The organism is Streptomyces aculeolatus (assembly GCF_020400605.1).
GTDB lineage: Bacteria > Actinomycetota > Actinomycetes > Streptomycetales > Streptomycetaceae > Streptomyces > Streptomyces aculeolatus.
This window is the reverse complement of the sequence record NZ_JAINRD010000002.1, coordinates 215,483-230,770: the sequence shown is the minus strand read 5'-3', so window position 1 is coordinate 230,770 and position 15,288 is coordinate 215,483. Positions and strand designations below refer to the sequence as shown.

The following is a 15,288-nucleotide window of genomic DNA, read 5'->3' as shown; positions in this document are numbered from 1 at the left end:
AAGGTAGTCGGATGGCACCGCCGCTCCTTGACACCGCGTCAGTCCTGGTGGACCTGCGGGCCGTCCGCCGTGCCGGACTGCTGCGCTTACGGGGCCGCGAGCTGCCCTCCCTGGAGGCCGCCGCCGCCCGTGCCGTGACCGCCCGCACCCGCGAGGGCGCCGTGGAGGCGCTGCTGCGCCGCGCCGTCGAGCGGCTCGACGCGGGCACGCTGCGCACCGCCGCCGAGTACACACTGGGGCTGGCCCAGGGCACGCGGGACTGGCCGGCGTCCTCCCGCCGGGCGCGCGCGGCCGAGGTGTACCGGGTGAGCGAGGAGCGGTTCCGCAAGCACCACGAGGTGATGGTGCTGGAGCAGGTGGCCGGGTACATAGTGGAGCTGGCGGAGGGCGGCGGCGAGCCGGCCGCGACCGAGTGGGAGGCCGGCACCCACCGCGCCCTGGAGGTCCTGGCGGGCGACCGGTCCGTACGCCTCACGCTCCACGTGCACCCCGTCGAACTGCTGCGGGACGTGGACGTGGTGGTGGCGCCCGCCAACACGTACTTCGCGCTGCCCGAGCCGTACAAGTCCTCGGTCTCCGCCTCGCTGCGCCGCGCCGCGTCCGTGCGCGGGGTGACCGGCGACCTGCTGGACGACCCGGTCCACGACGAGCTGCGCAAGTGGACGGCGCAGCACGGCACGTCGGGCCGCCCGGTGCTCCCCGGGACGGTGGCGGCGACGGGCTCGGGCGCCATGGCCGAGCAGGGCGTACGGCGCATCTACCACGCCGCCGTGGCCCGGCCCCGGGCCGGGACCAACGACTACGACGTGCTGCCCACCGACGTCACACGCGCGGCCTCGCGCGCGATCGGGCTGCTGGCCGAGGAGCACGACCGGTTCGCGCCGCCGCTCGCCTCGGTGTGCTTCGCCCTCCTCGGCTCGGGCCGCGGCGGGCTCCCGTACCGGGTGAGCGCCACCGCCCTGTGGAGCGCCGTCGAGGCGGAACTGGCCCGCGGGGCGCCCTGGGACGTGCACATCGTCGTCCGCGACCCCGAGGCCGCCCGCGTGGTGGAGCTGGTCGCGTCCAGGACCCGCCCAGGGGGCGACCGATCGGCGCCCGGCGGGTCCGCTTGACTGGATGTGCGGGCCGCTCCGGCGGACGCCGGGGGGAACCTCCGCCCGGGCGGCCCGTGCGCCGGTCGGTCCGTTGTCTCGACGGTGCGTCAATTCTCGTAAGGACCAGACATGTCGGTGGCGAAGCGCCCTAGCGTGGTCGCATGACCAGGGGGATGGCGGGGTGGGCGGACGGCCGCGCGGGTCGCACGGTGACCTGGCCCGCTCCGGACGCGTACGTACTCGTCGAGGGCGTCCTGTTACGGATGCGTCCCGAGCCGGCCGGAGTGCCGCCGGGTACGGCCGTCACCGTGCGCCTGGACCCCGCCGAGCAGCGGCTGGCGGCGCACGCCGGCCCGGAGACGGAGGCCGGATGAGCCTGGAGGGCATCGAACTCGGCCAGGGGTACGGGGAGCGGCAGCCCGTCGTCCTCCTGCTCGACACCTCCGCGTCCATGGGCCGGCCCGTGGAGCACCCGCGGATCGACGAGCTGAACGAGGCGCTGGCCCGCTGGTTCGACGGGATCAGGGCCCGGGAGCGGCTGCGCACCCGGATGGAGGTCTGCCTCATCACCTTCGACTCGGAGGTACGGGTCCACGACCCCGGCCCCGGCCGCCTCGTCCCCGTCGAGGAGGCCGACGCGGACCGGGTCTTCGTGCCCGTACGCGAACTGCGCCCGCCCACTCTGCGGGCCGGCGGCCTGACCCGGCTGACGGACGCCGTGGAGGCGGCACTCGGCCTGGTCCGCTCCCGCCACCGCACCCTCCAGCAGCAACGGGTGCCCGTCCGGCGCCCCTTCGTCTGGGTCCTTACCGACGGTGCGCCGAGCGACGCGCAGGGCCGCCCGCTGGACACGCCCGCCCTGGCGGACACCGCGGCGAAGGTGCGCAGGGGCGAGGAGGACCGGGAGTGGGTGTTCCAGGTGATCGGGGTGCGCGACGCGGACCTGCCGACGCTCCGGGTCCTCGCGCCGAAGGCCACGTCCTCGCTGGCGCACCTGGACTTCGGCCGGATCATCGACCTGTTCTTCCACAGCACCGACGACAGCAGCCCGGACCTGGCGGCGGACGTCATCCACGCGCAGATCGAGGAACGCGCCGCGAAGCAGGCGCGGATGGAGAGGCTGGAGAGGGACCTGCTGTGATCGTCGCGGGCGCCTGTGTCCAGGGCACCGCGCACCTCGCCGCGGCGCAGGGCTGCCAGGACGCGTTCAAGGCGGTCGACCTGGGCGGCGCGGCGGTGCTGGCGGTGTCCGACGGCGCGGGCAGCAGGGAGCGCAGCGCGCTGGGCGCGCACCTGGCCGTCGACGCGGCGTGCCGCGTGCTCGTCCAGGACTTACCGGACGCCGGGGCGGCGCCGGAGCGGTGGACCCGGTGGATCGCGGGGCGGGGGCAGCGGGTGGTCGAGGCCTATCTGCGGGCGGTGGCGGGGGTGCTGGCCGCGGACACGGGCGCGGCGCCCCCGGAGCGGACGCCCCCGGAACGGACGCCGCCGGACCCGGGTGCGCTGGCGGCCACGCTGACCGCCGCGGTCGTCGCCCCGCCCTGGGTCGCCTTCGTCTCCGTCGGCGACGGCTTCGCCGCCCTGCTGACCCGCGACGACCGCGGCCACCTGGTCCTCCCGCCGCCCGCCGGCCCCGCCCCCTTCCTCTCCTCCCCCGGCGCGGCCCTGCGGGTCCGTACGTTCACCGTCTGGGAACCGGAACTCGGCGGCGTCTTCCTGGCCACCGACGGCCTGGCCGCGCTCGCCCTCGACCACCCGTCCGTCCACGGGCTGCCGCCCGAGGCCGGACCGCTGCCCGCCGCGGGCTTCTTCGCCGGCGTGGCGGCGTCCCTGCGCGCGTCCGGCGGGGACGCCGAGCCGCTGCGCCGGCTGCTCTCCGGACCCGACGCCGCCAGGACCGGCGACGACCTGACGCTGCTGTGCGCCCTCGCGGGAGAGGGGTGACCGTGGCACTCACCGTGGTGTCCGGGAACGGGCGCACCTGGCGGCTCACCGAGCAGATCGGCAGCGGCTCCGAGGGTTTCGTGTACGGCGTCGACGACACCCGCCCGCTCGTCGCGAAGCTCGTCCCGGATCCGCCCGACCCCGAGGCGTTCCGGCGCCGGGTGGCCCGCCTCGTCCGCCAGCGCCGCGAACCGCGCACCGTCGTGCTGCTCTCCGGCACGCCGGTCCGGCTGTCCTGGCCGCTGGTGCCGATCCGTACGGCCGGTGGCGACCCGGAGCGCGTCGACGGCTACGTGATGACCGACATGCGCCACGCCTACCAGCCGTTCGGCCACCTCCTCGACCCGCACGTCCGCCGGGCGCTCCTCCCCGGGGCGACCTGGGCGACCGCCCTGCGCGCCGCCCTGGCCCTGGCCCGGCTGCTGGCCCAGGTGCACGCCGAGGGCTATGTGGTGGGCGACCTCAAGCCCGACAACCTCTGGGTCGACGGGACCGGCCGGGTGGGCATGGCCGACGTCGACTCCTGGCAGTTCACCGACGGCCCCGACACCTTCGCCGGCCGGATGCGCACCCCCGGCTACACCGCCCCGGAGCGGATCGGCGTCCCGCCCGGTACCCCGCCGGACAGCGCGTCGGACGACTTCGCGCTGGCCGTCCTGGTCCACCAGTTGCTCGTGGCCGGCCTGCACCCGTTCGCGGGCCACCCGGCGGAGGGCGGCGACTACGTGTCGTACGACGACAACGTGGTGCACGGCCGCTGCCGGCTCCTCGACCGCACGTCGGTGCTGCTGCCCCGCTCGGTGCCGCCCGCCGACCTGCTGCCGAGACCGCTCGCCGAGGGCTTCCGGGCGGCGTTCGCCGGCGCGGGGAGCCGGCCGCAGGCGGCCGGGTGGGCCGGGCTGCTCGCCGCGGAACTGGCCCCCGGGCGGCTGAAGGTGTGCGCGGCGAACGACCGGCACGTCCACACCGTGGAGCGGCCCTGGTGCCCGTGGTGCGACCAGGCCGGCCGGGGCTGCGACAGCTACCCGCCAGAGCCGCGGGAGGAAGCGTGACCGGCCGGCTCTCCGTCGCCCGCACCCTGGACCGCTGCACGGTCCTCGGCCCCGGCACGCGCGCGGTCGTCTGGGTCCAGGGCTGCCCGCTGCGCTGCCGGGGCTGCGTGGCCGCGGAGACCCTGCCGTTCGAGGGCGGCACCACCCGGACGGTCGCCGGACTCGCCGACTGGCTCTGCGCGCTGGACGGCATCGAGGGCGTGACCCTCTCCGGCGGCGAGCCCTTCAGCCAGGCCGGCGCCCTTGCCGCGCTGCTCGACGCGGTACGCGCCAGGCGACCGGACTTCGGCGCGATGGCGTACTCGGGCTTCCGGTACGAGGCGCTGCGCCGCGGCGGCCCCGACCGGCGCGCCCTGCTCGACCGGCTGGACCTGCTGGTCGACGGGCCGTACGTCGCGGCCCGGCACGGCAGCCTGCGCTGGCGCGGCTCGGCCAACCAGCGGCTCGTCCCGCTCACCGACCGGTACGCCCGGGCGCTGGCGGAACCGGACACGACCGCGGGGATCGAGCTGTCCGTCGACCCGGACGGCGCGGTCTCGTGGGCCGGGGTGCCGCCCGCACCCGGCTTCCGCGAGGGACTCGAAGACCAGCTCGCGGCGCGGGGATTCGTGCTGCGCACCGAAGCGCGGAGGGAACGATGAGCGGATCGCCGAAGTACAGCACCGTCCGCATGGGCGCCGCGTACGCGGCCCGGGAGGCGGCGCAGCGCCGGCGCCGCGAGGAGCAGCGCCGCGCCCGGGAGAAGCGGCGGGCCGCCGAGCGTGCCCGGCTCGCCCGGGAGGCGGCCGCGCGCCGGGAGCGGGCCCGCGCCGAGGCGGAGCGGCGCCGGGCCGAACTCGCCCGCAAGGAGGCGGAGCGGGCCGCCGGCCGGGCCGCGGAGCGCGACGCGGCGGTGGCGCGGGCACGCGCCGAGCAGGGGCGGGTCGACGAGCGGGGTCTCGACGAGGTACGGGACCTCCTCGCCGGGGCCCGGCGGTCGGGTGCCGGCGCCGGCGCCGGGGTCGAGGCCCTGGAAGGGCAGTTGGCCCGTCTGCGGGAGCGGGCGGCAGGCGGCGAGCGGCTCGGCGGCGCGGTGGAGGAGCTGCGCGACCGGGTCGTGAACCTGTCCCCGGCGGCCACCGGGGACGGCCCGCAGGACAGCGCCACGGTGCTCGCGGGCCTGGAGCGCCGCCTCTCGGCGGTCGGTACGGACGGCGCCGCCCTCGACCCGGACGGCCACCGGCGCTGCACCGAACTGCTCGACCAGCTCCGCGCGGCGGCGGCGCCGGACCGGCAGGTCCGCTTCGAGGCGCTGCGCGGCACGGTGGAACACGCCCTCGCCCGGCACGCGTCGGTGGTCGCGCAGGTGCGGGAGGCCGCGCGGCGGGAGTCGGCCGAGGCGCGGCAGCGGGAGGCGGCCGAGGCGGCGCGGCAGGAGTCGGCCGAGGCGGCGGCCGCCGCCGAGGAGGCGGAGCGCGCGCGGGCGGCGGCGGCCGAACGGGAACGCGCCGAGGAGGCGGAACGCGCGCGCGTGGCCGCACTGGAACTGGCGCTCGCGGAGGCCGGGGAGCGCCTCGGCGCCGTCCGCGCCCCGGCGCAGGGTGTCGTGGACACCGCCGCCGAGCTGGGCGACCCCGGGATCGGTGACGAGATCGGCGACGCCCTGGGCAGGGCCACCGCGGCGCTCGCCGCGCGGTCGGCGTCCGTCGCGCTGGCGGCCGTCGCCGAGGTCGAGGGCCTGCTGCCCGACGCGGAACGCCGGCTGGACGAACTCGAACTGGCCTACCAGCGGCGCCGCGACCTGGTCGAGGCGCTCCGGGACGCCATGACCGGCGAGGGCTTCGCCTTCGAGGGCGGGGAGGACGAGGGCGGCAGCTTCCGGCTGCATTTCACGCGGCCGACCGGGGCGACGTACGAGACGACCGTCGCCAGCGAGGACGACGGCACGCCCCTCCTCGTCTACCACGTGGACGGCGAGCCGGACGTGACGCTGTACGCGCCGCAGGACGAGCCGGTGTGCGACGCCACCGAGGCGCTGCTGGAGCGCGTGCACGGGGCGCTGGGCGGTGCCGAGGGCTTCGTACCGGACGAGTTGTCCTGGGACGGCAAGCCGCCGCCGGACCGGCGGGCCAAGACGCTGCCGCACGACACCCACCGGAGGCAGGCGCCGTGAGCACGGTCGACTTCACGAAGCCGGGCGAGGGGGACGGGGACGCGGGCGCGGGGCCGGTCACCGCCGACGGCATGATGCCGCTGTGGGCGGTGTCGCTCGGCTGGGAGCTGCGGCGGGGCCGCCAGGTGATCCTGAGCGGGCAGATCCGGGACCGCTGGTGGTTCGACGACGAGCCGGCCGACTTCCGCACGGTGGTCGCCGGGCTGCTGGAGGCGCGCGGCGCGGACGTGGTGGGCTGGTGGGATCCGGTGGCCGGGCTCACGTTCCCGCTGCCGGGCCACGCGGAGCGCTTCGCGGCGCTGGCCGCGAACAGGCCCCGTACCGGGGCGCGCGGCACCGACCGGGACGCGGAAGGCGACGGGGACGCGGGCGGCGGGGACGGCCGCCGGGACGGAGACCGGGAGACCCCGCGGGACGAGCGGCGGAACGGCGACGCACGCGGCCGGCGCGGCGCCGACCGCGAGCGGGACCGCGCCGGCCTGCTCTCCCCGCGCAGGGCCGGCCCCGGCCGGACGTTCGACGACGTGGTCGCCACCGTGCACCGCGTCGCCGCCTCGCCCGACACCTCCACGGCCTTCGTCTTCCAGGACGTCGACCACCACCTCCCGCCCGGCCGGCCGGAGTCGAACGCCGGCTACCTGCGGCTGCGCGCCGCGATGGCCGACGCCGCGACGCCGCACGGCGCCCCGCGGGACCGCCGGCCGCACGCCCGCAACGCCGTGCTGTGCGCGGTGGGCGACGTCGGCCGGCTGCCCGGCTGGTTCCACCTGGAGGACCCCCGGATCGCCACCCTGCACATCGGCCCGCCGGACCCCGGCGAGCGCCGGCTGTGGCTGTCCTGGCTGCGCGACCACTTCAACGGCGCCGCGGACGCCACCCGCCACGACGTGGAGGCGCTGGTCGGCGCGACGGACGGGATGGCCGGCTGGGACATCGACGCCCTCGCCCGGACGTCCTGGCTGCGCAACGCCCCGCTGCAGAAGCCGGACAAGCTCCTGGAGGTGCACCGGCTCAACGTGAGCGTCGACCCGTGGACCCAGTTGGACCGGGACACCGTCGCCCGCGCGGCCGGCGTGCTCGGCGCCCGGGTGGTCGGGCAGGCGAAGGCCGTCGACGCGGTGGCCGCCGCGCTCCAGGCCGCCTTCGTGGGCATCGACTTCGGCGGCTCCGGCACCGCGCGCCCGCGCGGGGCGTTCTTCTTCGTCGGCCCCACCGGCGTGGGCAAGACCGAACTCGCCAAGGCGGTGGCCGAGCTGATGTTCGGCGACCAAAGCGCGTACGCCCGCTTCGACATGAGCGAGTACCAGCAGGAGCACGCGGCCGAGCGGCTCGCGGGCGCCCCGCCCGGCTTCATCGGCCACGAACAGGGCGGGGAGCTGACCCGCCGGGTCCAGGAACGGCCGTTCAGCGTCCTGCTCTTCGACGAGATCGAGAAGGCGCACCCCCGGGTGCTGGACAAGTTCCTGCAGATCCTGGAGGACGGCCGCCTCACCGACGGCCGCGGGCAGACCGCGTACTTCTCCCAGTGTCTGATCATCTTCACCTCCAACACGGGCGCGGAGGCCGTCCAGGAACTGCTGTACGACGGCGGGGAGGACCTGCCGTACGCCGCGCTGGAGGCGCACTTCACGCGGGCCGTGGAGGAGAAGTTCCGGGAGATCGGCCGGCCGGAGATCTACGGCCGGCTCAAGCCGGGCGTGGTCGTCTTCGACATGCTGCGCCGCGAGCACGTCGTGAAGATCGCCGACCGGCTGCTGGGGCAGCTCGCCGAGTCCGTCCGCGAACGCCACCGGGTCGACCTGGTACCGGACACGGACACGCTGCACCCCTGGATCACCGAGCGGATGAGCGACCCGGAGCACCAGGCGTACGGCGGCCGGCAGATCCGCAACGAGATGGAGCGGCTGCGGGCGGCCGTCGTGGCCCACTTCCTGGCCCGCCGGCCGGCGGCGGGCGACGGGATCCGGCTGGGCGTCGACGCCGCCGGCACGGCGTGGGTCAGGACCGAGGAGAGGGAGCACTGAAGATGCTCGGTATCGCCCTGGGCGACCGCGTCGCCCGCATCGGCCGGATCGGCCCGGACGGCCGCCCGGCCGTGACGGTCACGGACCTGGAGGGGACGGACGGCGTCGCCGACCCGGCCGCCGCGCTCGCGCTGCTCCCGGAGGGCACCGCGGGCGAGGAGGTCGTGTTCGGGCTGCCCGCGTCCGCCGGCCGGGAGGCCGAGGCGCGCCTGCGCCGCGCCGCGGAGGACGCGGGGCTGCGCGTCGAGCGGATCGTCCCGGAGCCGGTCGCGGCGGCCGTGCACTACGGCGCGATCAGCGAGGGCGTCAGCCGTACGGTCCTGGTGGTCGACGAGGCCGCCGGGGCGATCGGGCTGACCGTCCTGGACATCGCGCCGGACCTGACGGCCCACGTCGTCAGCACGCGAGGCGGGGAGCCGGCCGGCGACGGCGCGCTCGCGGCCGTGGCCGGAGTGCTGGCCGAGGCGCTGCCGGACGCCGTGCTCCTGTCCGGGGGCCGCTACGGCGCACCGGAACGGCGCGAGGAGATCGAGAACCTCCCCGGGGCCCAGGGCGTGACGGTCCGCTGCACCGACCCCGAACTGGCCGTCGTACGCGGGCTGCTGCTGCTGGCGGACTTCGGCCTGCTGCGGATCGCCACCGGGCCGGCACCGGCGCGGACCGGGTATCCGCCGGCCCTGGAGGACCCGGAGCCGCAGTCCTGGAGCCCGCTGCCGAAGGACCCCGAGCCGGGGCGGGCCGCCGCTCCCGCGGGCGAGCCGGAATCGGAGCGGGAGCGGGCACCCGAACCGGCACCGGCACCGGCACCGGAAGAACCGGTGGCGGCGCAGGAACCGGAGCAACCGCGGGAACCGGCACCGGAGTCGGCGGCGGCGGCGCCCGGGCCGGCACCGGCACCCGAGCCGCAGCCCGCGCCGGACCCCGCGTCCGCCCCGCCCCCGTACCGCGAACCCGAGCCGCCCCCTCCCTCCTCCCCCTCCCCCGCTCCCGCGGGTTCCGGGCCCGTCCTCTACTCCGTCCCCGTGACGCAGCTCCAGGCCATCCGCCGGGACGACCACCTCCTGGTCCTCTGGGCCTGGCCCGACTCCGCCCTCACCGCCCGCGTCCGCTGGCGCCGCGAGGACGCCACCGCCGCCGCCGACGGCCCCCGCGACGGCGACATCCGCTGCCAGCGCCGGGCCTACGAACACGACGGCGGACTCGACCTCCTCGTGGGCCGGGGAGCCGTCACCCTCACCGTCGAGGCCCTCGTCCCCGACGCCGCCGTCGACACCGAGGGCGCCGCCTCCCGGCGCGTACCGGCGGAGCCGCCCATCGTCGAGTACGAGCCCTCCCTGCGCCGCCGCCTCACCGGCTCCCGCATCGCGACCGTCACCTTCACCGCCCGTACCGGCTGCGACCTGCCCGCCCTGCGGATAGTCCACGGACTCGGCCGCTACCGCCCCACCAGCACCGCCGAGGGCACCGTCCTCTACGAGGTCCCCGCCCAGCGACTGCCGGCCGGCATCCCCATGTCCGTGGAGTTCCCCCTGCCCAGCACCCGGGGACCGTCCTGGCTCGTCTGCTTCCCCGCGCACGGCCCCGCCTCCGGCCGGGACCGGGCCCTGGACCGCGACCGGGAGCGGGACCCCGGCGCGGACGGCGACGGCCCCCACGAATCCGACATCGACATCCGCCCCACGGCGCTGCACCGGCTGCGAGTGACCTGAATGGCCAGACGACCCATCTGCCCCTACTGCTACGAGACCCTCGCCCCGCGCGAGATCCGCTTCCGCTGCAACGGCCGGCTCAGCCGCACGGGCAAGAAGTGCGACCGCCGCCGCGACCCGGTCCTCGACGAGCGCTTCGGCCGCCGCCCCAGCCACGACGCGGGCCCGGTCTTCACCGCCGACGGCCGCAAGCCGACGGCGGTCTGCCCGGAGTGCGACGGCGAGTCGACGTACCGCATCTGCCCGGTCTGCCACGTCGAACTGCCGGTGCAGTTCGGCATGGTGGAGAACCGCCTCATCGCCATGGTCGGCGCGCGGTCCTCCGGCAAGACGATCTACATGACCGTGCTGCTGCACGAGATGCGCCACCAGGTCGGCGAGGCGTTCGGCGCGTCGCTGATGGGCTCGGACGACGCCACCATGCGCCGCTACAGCTCCGAGTACGAGGACCGGCTCTACCGGGACCGGCAGATGTTCCCGCCCACGCAGACCGCCACCACCAACGCCAACCGGGTCGAGCCCCTGGTGTTCCGGTTCGGGCTGCGCCGCCGGGGCCTCTTCGGGGAGCGGCCGCAGCACACCGTGCTGTCGTTCTTCGACACGGCGGGCGAGGACTTCAGCAGCCGGGAGAGCGTCGAGCTGAACACCCGGTACCTGACCAACGCCGACGGCATCATCCTGCTGCTCGACCCGCTCCAGCTGCCCGGTGCCCGGGACCTGGCGGCACCGGGCACCCCGCTGCCCGGCATGGACGGCATCGACCCGCCGATCAGCCTGCTGAGCCGGGTGAGCAGCATGCTGCTGGCCGCCCGCGGCGGCAAGTCCGCACGGGTCGGCACCCCGCTCGCCGTCGTCTTCTCCAAGACGGACGCCTTCTGGCACCTGCTGGAGAACGGCAGCCCGCTGCGGTCGCACGCGCCCGCGCGCGGGCGCTTCGAGGTCGGCGACAGCCTCAGCGTCCACGAGGAGGTGCGCCGGCTGCTCAAGGACTGGGACGGGGTGCCCATCGACCAGTCGCTGGAGAACACCTTCGCCCGCTACCGCTACTTCGGCGTCTCCTCGCTCGGCCGCAGCGCGACGGCCGACTCCCGGGTCGCCGACACCGGGATCCAGCCCTACCGGGTCGCGGACCCGCTGCTGTGGCTGCTGAGCGAGTTCGGTTCGGTACCGAAGGCGGGCCGGGGATGAGCGGCTTCCAGCAGCTCTACTACACCTCCTGCGAGCACGGGCTCAGCGGCTCCTCCGGCTTCCAGTTCAACGCGGTCAGCGAAGGGGTGTCGGCCGAGACCCGGCACCGCGTGGAGGGCCTCGCCGGGTACGAACCGCCGCGCGCCCTCGTCGAGTCGGACGCCCCCGAGCTGCTCGCCCGCTGCCCCGTCAACCTCTGCCACACCCCCGGCAGGCAGGGCGGCGTCACCACGCTGTGCGTACGGTACGTGGGCCGCGACTCGGCGCGCCGCTTCGGCAACTACTTCGCCCACGCCCTGTACACCGGGGGCGACTTCACCCGGGACAGCGGCGGGCTGCTCGCGATCGAGCTGTGGGACTCCCCGCTGTGGACGTCGCGGGTCGCCGCGACGACCGAGATCCCGGAGCTGCGCGCGCCGCTGCCGCGCGGGCCGCTCTCCCCCCGTTCCGTACGCGCCTTCCTGCGCGCCCACCCGCACGCGGACCAGCTGCCGGCCCTGCTGGCCGCGGTGTTCGCTGCGCTCGCCGAGGACGGCTCCGTGGTGGTGGTCGACGAGTCGACCGACCGGATCGCCCACTGGTTCGCGGCGGTCTCGTACCTGCTGCCGCCCGCGGCGGCCCGCGCCCTCTCCTTCGCGACGTACGCCTTCCGCCCCGCCCGCAGCCGCCTGCACCTGATCGGCTCGGTGCCGGGGGCGAACCTGTCGTTCGGCCCCGACGACGAGGAGTCGTACACCGTCTTCGACTTCGCCGCGGGCCGCTTCCCGGAGGTCGTGCCCACCCACCCCGTGGTGCGCCTGCTGACGCGCATCGGCGTCGGCTCGATCCGCTCGGTGTGGTCCTGGACGGCCGACTACACGGACGGCGCGGAGCACGACCTCGGCGACTGGCACGCCCCGGTGGCGGCGGCCGCGGCGGCGGGCGGCATCGAGCTGGACGGCCCCGACGTCCGCGCGGTGATCGCCTGGCTGCCCGGCGCCGGCCACCTCGGGCCGCGCGGCGCGGCGGTGGCGGCGGACCTCCACGCCAAGCACCGCGACCTGGACGACGACCAGCTCGCGGCGCTGAGTTCGGCCGCCGAGGCGGGCGGCGACACCGCGCTGCACCGGGAGCTGGAGCGCAAGCTGCACCGGTCCCGGATCCGCGCCTACGTGACCGGCACGGGGAACGAGCAGGCTCCCGTACCCCTCACCGATCCGGCCGAGAGGCAGGAGGGCACGGCGCTGTGGCGCGGCCTGGTCGACGAGGCCGTCACCATCCGCCAGCGGGTCCGGCTCCTGCTGTGGGCACAGGGGGCGGGGCTCGCCGCGCCGCCGGAGCTGCTCGCTGCCCTGAGCCTGGACGCGGCCCGCGCGCTCCTCGGCGTCTCGGACGCGGGTACGGCGCTGGAGCAGGAGGTCGCGTACCTGGTCCGCGCCCTCCCGGCGTTCAGGACCGCGCTCGCGACGGCGGTGCAGGAGGTCCTGAACGCGCGGGGCGGTCAGGAGCAGCTCTTCGCCCAGTTCCCCGCGCAGTTGCTGAAGGAGGCGGACCTCGCGGGGCAGCCGCGGCTGCTGGAGTACTACTGGCGGGCGCAGGCCGAGCGGCAGCCCACGCGCACGGTCGAGCTGCTGTTCCGGATCCTGGAGGTGCGCGCGGAGCACACGCCGGACGCGGAGCTGCTGCGCGGGCTGTGGCGGCAGCCGTCGCCGGCGTGGCGGCACGAGGAGGCGATCGAGATCGCCGAGCGGCTGCCCGTGGACCGGACACCGGGCGACGCGGTCGGCGAGTGGTTCGACCGCGCGGTGAAGCAGGACATCGCCGACCGCCGCGCCCTGGACTCCTGCCTGCTGCTGTGCGAGACGCTCTCCACGACCCGCCGCTACGCCTGGCTGAAGCCGGCCACCCAGGACTGCGTGGTGACCACGCTCGAACTGCACGCGGCCCTGACCGGGACCGCCGAAGCCACGGCGCTCGCCCGGGAGTTCCGCAGACCGCAGGTCGACGCCTGGGCGCCGACGCGCGCGCTGAAGAACTTCCTGCTGGTGCCCACCATGCTCCGGCTGCCCGCCGACCCGGCCCTGCTGGCCAGGGACATCGAGCAGTTCGGCTTCACGGTCACCGGCGCCTATCTCAGCTCCGTGCAGAAGGCCGTCGTGTCCTTACCCCCGTCCCGCGTCAGCGACGTGCTGTTCACCCACCTCACCGGCCTGATCAAGGCCTACGGGGCCCGGGCCCGCCTGCCGCACACCCACTGGGAGACCCTCGGGGCGGTGCATCTGCACCTGGCCCAGCACTGGCCCTCCACGCACCTGGAGCGCATGTCGCGCGCGCTGGAGCGCCACCACTCCGACCTCGCCGGCGTCTACGCGGAGTACGCCGAGCAGCGGCTCGGCCGGCTGCAGAAGTGGAACCGGAAGCGAAGCCGGCGGCGGCCCCCGGACGGTCCGGAACAGGAAGGGCGGTGACCGCCGGTGTCCGACATCGTGATGTTCGTCGTCGTCCCGGCCCTCTATCTGTTCGCGCTGTTCCTCTACCTGTTCATCGCGCCGTTCATCGCCGCGCTGCGCGCCCTCGCCCTGGTCAGTGAGCTGGTCTGGCGCTACTTCCGGCTCCTGAACGGCGTGCTGCGCCTGCGCACCCCCGAGTTCGTGACGATCCCGCCGTACCGCCCCACCGAGGAACTCGCCCACCGCAACTACTTCTACGGCCCCGCCACCCGCGACCTGCGGCAACTCCTCACTCAGGGCCGGCGCCTGTACGCCCGCACGGTCGCGGACGCCTTCCGCGCGGTGTCCGCCGCCCAGTTCAGCGCGCCCACCACGCACCGGGCCGTCTCGGTCCCGTACGGCTTGACGCTCTGCGCCGGCCTCGGCGCCGGCGCCGCCCTCGGCGCCCCCCTGCTGGCCCTGCTGCTCGGCCTCCACGCGCTCGGCGTGGCGGTCCTGGCCGCGGGCGCCCGGCTGACCGCGCTCGCCCTGCGGACCGCGGACCGCACGGTGATGGTCCTGCGCGGCCTGCCCCGCGGCATACTCTGCCGGAGCTGCTACGAGCGCGTCCCGTACCCGCAGTACGACTGCCCCCGCACCAGTTGCCGGCGCCGGCACGTGGACATCCGCCCGGGCACCTTCGGCCTCTTCCGTCGCCGCTGCGCCTGCACGGAGCGGATACCGACGCTGCTGATGCTGATGAGCCGCGACGCCCGGCTGAGCGGCTTCTGCGTCCACGAGAACTGCGGCCGCCCCCTGAACCCGGACGCCGGCCACATGCCGGAGCTGGTCCTCCCGCTGATCGGCGGCCGCGCCGCGGGCAAGACGCAGCTGATGGCGGCGATGGTGAAGGCGATGCAGAACGCGGCGGAGAACGGCGGCCCCGCGGTCCGGCTCGCGGACCAGGAGTCGAGCGACACCCAGCAGTTGCTGAACGAGATCCTGGAGATCCAGGGCCACACCCGCCCCACCGGAAAGGCGCTCCCCCAGGGCCACTCCCTGGTACGCGGCACCGGCCGCGGCGAGCGCCTCATCCACATCTTCGACACGGCGGGCGAACGGTTCGTCAACCGCGAGGAGACCGACGCGCTGCGCTACGTCCGCGCGGCGGGGACCTTCGTCCTCGTACTCGACCCGATGGCGGTCGACGCGTTCTGGACGAGACTCGACCCGACGGGCCCGCATGTGGACCGCACCCTGGCCTCGACGGTCGACCCGGAGGACGTCTTCTCCCGCTCGGTCCAGTCGATCCGCACCATGGGCACCCGCCTGGACAAGGCCCGCCTGGCCGTCGCGGTCAGCAAGAAAGACCTCCTCACGGGCCGCCCCGCCCTGCTGCCCGACCGCCCGGACGACAGCGACACGATCCGGGACTGGCTGTGCGAGCAGTTGGGGGTGCGGAACCTGGTGAAGACGATGGAGCTGGAATTCGGCGAGGTCCGCTTCTTCTGCACGGCGGCGGTGGCGGACGAGGCGGGCCGAGTGGACCCGAGCGTCCCGGTGCTCATGGAATGGTGCCTGAGCGAGTAGGCGCCGCCCCGGCTCCGCGCGCTGACGGGGCCCTGCCAGGGACCGGGGCCATTCGGAGCGTGCCGTCGATGTGCGAACGGAACACCAGCGGGACGAACGGCCCGGATACGACCGCATGGCGCAGGTG

12 protein-coding genes are annotated in these 15,288 nt (G+C 75.8%); all 12 read left to right on the top strand.

The window, feature by feature from the left end:
• The first annotated feature begins 11 nt into the window (after positions 1-11).
• The 12 genes from LG396_RS05460 to LG396_RS05405 all read left to right on the top strand — a co-directional run bounded on the left by LG396_RS05460 (position 12) and on the right by LG396_RS05405 (position 15,161).
• Positions 12-1,112, top strand: a complete 1,101-nt coding sequence (locus tag LG396_RS05460) for a macro domain-containing protein (protein WP_225793846.1) — start codon at positions 12-14, stop codon at positions 1,110-1,112.
• A gap of 143 nt (positions 1,113-1,255) precedes the next feature.
• On the top strand, positions 1,256-1,468 hold the full coding sequence (locus LG396_RS05455) for a hypothetical protein (protein ID WP_225793845.1): 213 nt from the start codon (positions 1,256-1,258) through the stop codon (positions 1,466-1,468).
• On the top strand, positions 1,465-2,235 hold the full coding sequence (locus tag LG396_RS05450) for a vWA domain-containing protein (RefSeq protein ID WP_225793844.1): 771 nt from the start codon (positions 1,465-1,467) through the stop codon (positions 2,233-2,235). The genes LG396_RS05455 and LG396_RS05450 overlap by 4 nt, the downstream gene beginning before the upstream one ends.
• A complete protein-coding gene (locus tag LG396_RS05445) occupies positions 2,232-3,038 on the top strand; it encodes a protein phosphatase 2C domain-containing protein (protein WP_225793843.1) in 807 nt (268 codons plus the stop codon). The genes LG396_RS05450 and LG396_RS05445 overlap by 4 nt, the downstream gene beginning before the upstream one ends.
• Positions 3,039-3,040: 2 nt before the next feature.
• The gene (locus LG396_RS05440; RefSeq protein WP_225793842.1) at positions 3,041-4,090 is read left to right on the top strand and encodes a protein kinase domain-containing protein; all 1,050 of its coding nucleotides are present in this window, start codon (positions 3,041-3,043) and stop codon (positions 4,088-4,090) included.
• On the top strand, positions 4,087-4,731 hold the full coding sequence (locus LG396_RS05435; RefSeq protein ID WP_225793841.1) for a 4Fe-4S single cluster domain-containing protein: 645 nt from the start codon (positions 4,087-4,089) through the stop codon (positions 4,729-4,731). The genes LG396_RS05440 and LG396_RS05435 overlap by 4 nt, the downstream gene beginning before the upstream one ends.
• Complete coding sequence (locus LG396_RS05430) at positions 4,728-6,242, top strand: hypothetical protein (protein ID WP_225793840.1); 1,515 nt, start codon at positions 4,728-4,730, stop codon at positions 6,240-6,242. The genes LG396_RS05435 and LG396_RS05430 overlap by 4 nt, the downstream gene beginning before the upstream one ends.
• Complete coding sequence (locus tag LG396_RS39610; protein ID WP_225793839.1) at positions 6,239-8,266, top strand: AAA family ATPase; 2,028 nt, start codon at positions 6,239-6,241, stop codon at positions 8,264-8,266. The genes LG396_RS05430 and LG396_RS39610 overlap by 4 nt, the downstream gene beginning before the upstream one ends.
• A gap of 2 nt (positions 8,267-8,268) precedes the next feature.
• Positions 8,269-9,975 carry an Hsp70 family protein gene (locus LG396_RS05420; RefSeq protein WP_225793838.1) on the top strand — a complete coding sequence of 569 codons (1,707 nt, stop codon included), beginning with the start codon at positions 8,269-8,271 and terminating at the stop codon, positions 9,973-9,975.
• A complete protein-coding gene (locus LG396_RS05415) occupies positions 9,976-11,163 on the top strand; it encodes a TRAFAC clade GTPase domain-containing protein (RefSeq protein WP_225793837.1) in 1,188 nt (395 codons plus the stop codon). It abuts the gene before it with no gap.
• Positions 11,160-13,610 carry a GTPase-associated protein 1-related protein gene (locus tag LG396_RS05410; protein ID WP_225793836.1) on the top strand — a complete coding sequence of 817 codons (2,451 nt, stop codon included), beginning with the start codon at positions 11,160-11,162 and terminating at the stop codon, positions 13,608-13,610. Before LG396_RS05415 ends, LG396_RS05410 begins: the two co-directional genes overlap by 4 nt.
• Before the next feature lie 6 nt (positions 13,611-13,616).
• Positions 13,617-15,161 carry a TRAFAC clade GTPase domain-containing protein gene (locus tag LG396_RS05405; RefSeq protein WP_225793835.1) on the top strand — a complete coding sequence of 515 codons (1,545 nt, stop codon included), beginning with the start codon at positions 13,617-13,619 and terminating at the stop codon, positions 15,159-15,161.
• The last annotated feature ends 127 nt before the right edge of the window (positions 15,162-15,288 follow it).